Source organism: Argonema antarcticum A004/B2, assembly GCF_023333585.1.
Taxonomy (GTDB): Bacteria; Cyanobacteriota; Cyanobacteriia; order Cyanobacteriales; family Aerosakkonemataceae; genus Argonema; species Argonema antarcticum.
This window is the reverse complement of record NZ_JAIQZN010000187.1, coordinates 1-5,001: the sequence shown is the minus strand read 5'-3', so window position 1 is coordinate 5,001 and position 5,001 is coordinate 1. Positions and strand designations below refer to the sequence as shown.

The window sequence follows — 5,001 nt, the reverse complement described above, 5'->3', positions numbered from 1 at the left end:
AAAAGTCAAAAGTCAAAAGTCAAAAGTCAAAAGTCAAAAGTCAAAAGTCAAAAGTCAAAAGTCAAAAGTCAAAATGGCTGCTTTTGAGATTTTATCAGCAAAATGCAAATACAGATATCGTCCTGTCATAGTCAGTAGCAATATTTTCAACACCAGCCGAATTGAACAGTACTGTAGTAATTTCAGATTTGAGATTTTAGATTTTAGATTTCAAATTTATTTTTAATTGACGAATCTGATATCTAACATCTCAAATCTGAAATTCTCTGACCCCTAGCCCCTAGCCCTTCTCACCCCTAGCCCCTAGCCCCTCTTCCCTAAATTGATGAAAAAGCAGATTTTTCCTAAACCCACCGCGACTATTAAAACTGTTGATGCCATTCTCGATCGCACTCTCACTGGCAAAGATATTTCTCCCGAAGAGGGCGCGGTACTCTTAAAGCAGACAGATTCAGAGACTTTAGCAGCCATTCGCGCCACAGCAGACCAACTGGGCCAACGACAAGCTGGCGACACCGTTACCTATGTTATCAACCGGAATATCAACTTCACCAATATCTGCGAACAGCACTGTAGTTTCTGCGCCTTCCGCCGAGATGAAGGGGAAGAAGGCGCATATTGGTTAGATTTAGCCAAAATTATCGAAAAAGCGACAGATGCGGTGCAAAGAGGTGCCACCGAAATTTGTATGCAAGGGGGACTCAATCTTAAAGCTAAACTTAATGGTAGTTCCTTGGCTTATTACTTGCGGATAGTAAAGGGCATCAAAAACGAATTCCCTCAACTCCATCTGCACGCTTTTTCCCCCCAGGAAGTGCAATTTATTGCCAGAGAAGATGGTTTAACCTACGAGGCGGTAATTGGCGCTTTGCGGGATACTGGAGTAGGCTCCATGCCTGGAACGGCGGCAGAAGTTTTAGACGATCGCGTGCGGCGCATCCTCTGTCCAGAAAAAATTAACACCGCCACTTGGTTAGAAATTGTTAGCACAGCTCACAGTATGGGGTTACCGACAACCAGTACAATGCTTTCCGGTCACATAGAGACGCCCGAACAGCAAATGTGGCATTTGAGTTTATTGCGAAGCCTCCAACAAACCGCCCTGGAACGGCAATACCCAGCTAGGATATCAGAATTCATCCTACTGCCCTTTGTCGGTCAAGAAGCACCTAAACCCTTACGCAGCCGCGTCGGACGCGACCAACCCATTTTAGCAGACGCCCTTTTACTGACAGCCGTAGCTCGAATTTTCCTGGGAAATTGGATAATTAACCATCAACCTAGTTGGGTTAAACTCGGTCTTGCTGGTGCTACCGAAGCCCTGACTTGGGGCTGCAATGACATTGGCGGCACGCTGATGGAGGAGCATATTACTACAATGGCTGGGGCAAAAGGAGGTACTTGTATGGAAGTGGAAACTTTGCAAGCGGCTATTCGTTCCCTGGGGCGTCCTTATCAACAACGGGATACTCTCTATCACAAATTGTTAGTAGGGATTAGGTAAACGGAATTTCAGATTTGAGATTTGAGATTTAAAATTTTCAAACGGAAGATTTTCAATTCAAAATAAATCTTCTACTTTATCTAAAATCTTCCCTTTTCCAATGACTAATGACTAATGACTAATGATTAAAGGAAAAAAACCATCAATTTTAGTAACTTTGGTAGTTACCACCCTGCTGATCGGTGGCGGCGCAACTGCCTACTGGGTACTGACCCAGAAACAGGAGTTATCGAGGATCTTGCCTGCGGGTGCTAACGTGGTTCCCCAAGATGCTTTAGTAGCCCTTTCTGTGTCCACGAATCCAGATAGATGGCAGCAGTTGCGCGAGTTTGGCACTAAAGAAAGCCAAGCGGGTTTCGATCGCACACTCTCCAACTTGCGCGATCGCTTCCTCACCCCCAATGGCTACAATTACCAACAAGATATCCAGTCTTGGGCTGGCAAAGAAGTAACTATTGCCTTTTTGTCACAACAGACAAAATCCCCGGAAGGTAAACTCACCCAACAATCCTCAAAACCAGAACCAGATAAGCAGTCTGTCGTCATAGTATTGCCGATCGACGACCCAGTTCGAGCTATAAAGCTATTAGAACAACCCAACAGTCCCCTCAAACAAGGCAATTGGATCGATCGCACCTACAAAGGCATCCAAATCAAAGAAATCAAAGAAACTCCTACGGAGAATTATTCAGCAACGGTATTAGATCGGCGGTTTTTAGTCATCACAACCGATTCCAAAGCAACCGATCGCGCGATCGACACTTATCTTGGCGGTGCATCTCTAGCCAAAACTCCCGGCTACTCTCAAGCATTGGCGCAAATCCAAACCGATCGACCTTTCGCTAAATTGTATGTTAATATCCCCGCAGCAGCATCTGTCGCCAAAAATTTTCAGCAGCAAGTTTCTCCCCAAGGCTTTGTCGAACTCCAGCAGCAGCAAGGCTTAGCGACAACAATTACTCTGGAAAAAGACGGCATTCGCTTTAAGAGTATTTCTTGGCTCAAGCCGAATAGCCAGAAAAAGTATGCTGTCAAAAATGAAGCTGGTATAATGCCCGAACTACTTCCAGCCAATACATTGATGATGATGTCTGGTGGCAATTTAAAACAGTTTTGGCAGGACTACGTTCAAGGGGCAGAGTCGAATCCGATGACGCCGTTTAAACCCCAAGAATTGCGAAATTTGGTCAAAAATTTCTCCAATCTAGATTTAGATAAAGATTTAGTAGCCTGGATGGACGGTGAGTTCTCCCTATCCTTGATTCCGTTTCCTCAACAATCTAAGGAAGATTCGCCATCTCTCAATTCAGGTGCGGGAGTGGTATTTATGGTAAAAGCGAGCAATCGCAGCTTAGCTGAAAAATCCCTCCAGCAATTTGACCGGGCTCTAGCCAATAAATACAACTTAAAAGTGGAAACAACTACAATTGGCGATCGCATTGTAATTAATTTTACTTCCCCATCCCAAGGGCAAAAAATGAGCCACGGTTGGCTAAAAGATAATGTAGCTTTCTTGGTATTGGGCGATCACATCACAGATGCGATCGTTCCCCAACCCAAAGCCACTTTAGCTTCTAGCCAGCTATTCCGAAATATAGTCCCTTGGGAACTTAAACCCAACAACGGTAATTTTTTCCTAGACATCGATCGTCTCGGTATCGACTTGACAGCCAGCGTCTTAACTTCTTTGTTTCGACTCTCCCCCGATCCCAATACCCAAAAAATGCTCAGAAATTCGATCCTCCCGACGCAAGCAGTTGGTATCACCACCGCCGTCAGCGACGCACGCACCACACGCTTCGACATTTTTGTCAAGCTAAAAAAAGTTGAGAAGTAGGGAAAGCCAAAAGTCAAAAGTCAAAAGTCAAAAGTCAAAAGTCAAAAGAAGGATTCTTCCCTCTGCCCCTCTGCCCCTAGTCCCTTTCCCCATGCCCAATGCCCAATGCTCGCTGTACTATACAAAGTTAATGCTTTAAAACGATCGGGAAGAACAGAATTATGGATTTGGTAGTACTCCAGAATTGGCTGGACAACGCAAGCTTTGCCTTGCTATTTATCACGATGCTGATTTATTGGGGAGGCGCAGCTTTTCCTAGCATCCCCTATCTACCAGCCTTGGGAACAGCTGGAATGGCGATCGCAAATATGACCATAGCTTCTTTGCTAGGGGCCCGCTGGCTAGAGGCAGGCTACTTTCCATTAAGCAATTTGTATGAATCCCTCTTTTTCCTGACTTGGGGAATCACCGCAGTCCATCTGATTGCCGAAAATATGAGCCGCAGTCGCTTGGTAGGAGTCGCTACAGCACCCGTAGCAATGGGCATCACGGCATTTGCCACCATGACCCTGCCAGCGCCCATGCAGTCAGCAGAACCCCTCGTACCCGCACTCAAATCCAATTGGCTGATGATGCACGTCAGCGTCATGATGCTGAGTTATGCCGCTTTAATGGTGGGGTCGCTATTGGCGATCGCATTTCTAGTCGTCACTCGCGGACAAAACATCGAACTCAAAGGTAGTTCCGTAGGCACCGGCGGCTTTCGCAGCGATCGCTACCAGTTGCGCCGTTCTGGAGAATTAGTATCCTTAAACTCGGCAGCTACTATTGAGCAAACCCTCCCGCTTTCTCCCGTCTTGACAGGAGCCTTCAAAGGTGGTAATGACCTCAACGGTAGCGCCCAAACCGCTGTTCTCAACAAGGTAGAAACCAAACCGACACAAAAAGTCCAGCCCGCCGAATTACTTTCACCTCAACGCCTCAGCCTAGCCGAAACCCTCGATAACATCAGCTACCGCACCATCGGACTAGGATTTCCCCTTCTGACAATTGGCATTATCGCCGGTGCCGTCTGGGCTAACGAAGCCTGGGGTTCCTACTGGAGTTGGGACCCCAAAGAAACTTGGGCGCTAATCACTTGGCTCATATTTGCCGCCTATCTCCATGCCAGGATTACTCGCGGCTGGCAAGGTAGGCGTCCGGCGATTTTGGCTGCAACCGGCTTCGCAGTCGTCTGGATTTGCTATCTCGGCGTTAATCTCTTAGGCAAAGGATTACACAGCTACGGTTGGTTCTTTTAACCCAACCCCTGTACTTCTGGGCGGTCAGCTTTTGATTTGAGTCTGACCGCTTACTTTTTGCGAAGTTAAGGTAAATTTCCCTTAACTATACAGTATTTTAAATATTAATAAGCTATGGTGTTAGCTCCCAAGCCCTAAAACCAAATCACGAAGAGAAGTAGTTATGTCGCATAGACCCCGACCTCTCTTTCCTGAGCGGGTGCGTTGCGGGGGTTCCCCCCGTTGTAGCACCCCGCGTCTCGCCTTAAAGCCGAGTACAGCTATGGCGGGAGTCTCCAGAGAGGCAATTAGCTAGTTAAAATTTTGTTCACTAATGCTCACCAACGCTCACTAATGCTATACTTTAGGTATGGCATATATTCCACTCAGAAAAGCAGTCGAATTTCTGGGATTGCATCCTAATACGTTGAGGCGATATG

3 protein-coding genes are annotated in these 5,001 nt (G+C 46.4%); all 3 read left to right on the top strand.

Annotated features, from left to right (window positions below):
• Nucleotides 1–325: 325 nt before the first annotated feature.
• The 3 genes from cofH to ccsB all read left to right on the top strand — a co-directional run bounded on the left by cofH (nucleotide 326) and on the right by ccsB (nucleotide 4,582).
• Nucleotides 326–1,504, top strand: a complete 1,179-nt coding sequence (cofH, locus tag LAY57_RS34855) for a 7,8-didemethyl-8-hydroxy-5-deazariboflavin synthase subunit CofH (protein WP_249071943.1) — start codon at nucleotides 326–328, stop codon at nucleotides 1,502–1,504.
• Between the two features lie 121 nt (nucleotides 1,505–1,625).
• A complete protein-coding gene (locus tag LAY57_RS34850; protein WP_249071941.1) occupies nucleotides 1,626–3,341 on the top strand; it encodes a DUF3352 domain-containing protein in 1,716 nt (571 codons plus the stop codon).
• A gap of 161 nt (nucleotides 3,342–3,502) precedes the next feature.
• The gene (gene ccsB / locus LAY57_RS34845; protein ID WP_249071939.1) at nucleotides 3,503–4,582 is read left to right on the top strand and encodes a c-type cytochrome biogenesis protein CcsB; all 1,080 of its coding nucleotides are present in this window, start codon (nucleotides 3,503–3,505) and stop codon (nucleotides 4,580–4,582) included.
• Nucleotides 4,583–5,001: the final 419 nt, after the last annotated feature.

Bases quoted from the DNA above. Each gene is read 5' to 3' on its own strand.
- ccsB (WP_249071939.1), top strand. From the start codon at position 3,503: ATGGATTTGGTAGTACTCCAGAATTGGCTGGACAACGCAAGCTTTGCC.
- LAY57_RS34850 (WP_249071941.1), top strand. From the start codon at position 1,626: ATGATTAAAGGAAAAAAACCATCAATTTTAGTAACTTTGGTAGTTACC.
- cofH (WP_249071943.1), top strand. From the start codon at position 326: ATGAAAAAGCAGATTTTTCCTAAACCCACCGCGACTATTAAAACTGTT.